Annotated in this window: 1 protein-coding gene; it reads left to right on the forward strand. The window is 64.9% G+C overall.

Going from position 1 to position 413, the window contains the following annotated elements:
• The coding region (locus EKA13_RS28050; protein WP_342671867.1) for a toxin VasX at window positions 1–413 on the forward strand (413 nt) is incomplete at both ends.

The raw sequence follows: 413 nt of genomic DNA on the forward strand, positions 1-413 counted from the left end.
ACCCGCAGCTACACCCTGCGCCAACTGCGGGACGGCTGGTTGTATGTCTGGGACAGCGTCGACAAGACCTTCCACGAATACCAGGTCATCGGGCGGATGTTTACCCGCCACACCTGGACCGCGCTGGAAATTGGCCAGGACCTGCGAACCAACCCCGGCGAATCACGGCCGTACCTGCTGTACCCCCGCCGCAGCATCTTGCGCCTGGCCTTTTCGCCGGTGCAATGGACCTGGCGGCTGTGCGAGGCCATGCGTTCCGGTGGCCTGCAAACGCCCTGGTTGCGCGACCTCGACCTGCCGGACTACTGCGACACCTACCAGGTTGCCCACGGTGCACCACTGGTGCAACTGGGCCAGAGCGTGGCCGATATCCGCGTACAGGACCAGCCTGCACCGAACCTGCTCAGCACCAC

The organism is Pseudomonas defluvii (genome assembly GCF_001695625.1).
Taxonomy (GTDB): Bacteria; Pseudomonadota; Gammaproteobacteria; order Pseudomonadales; family Pseudomonadaceae; genus Aquipseudomonas; species Aquipseudomonas defluvii.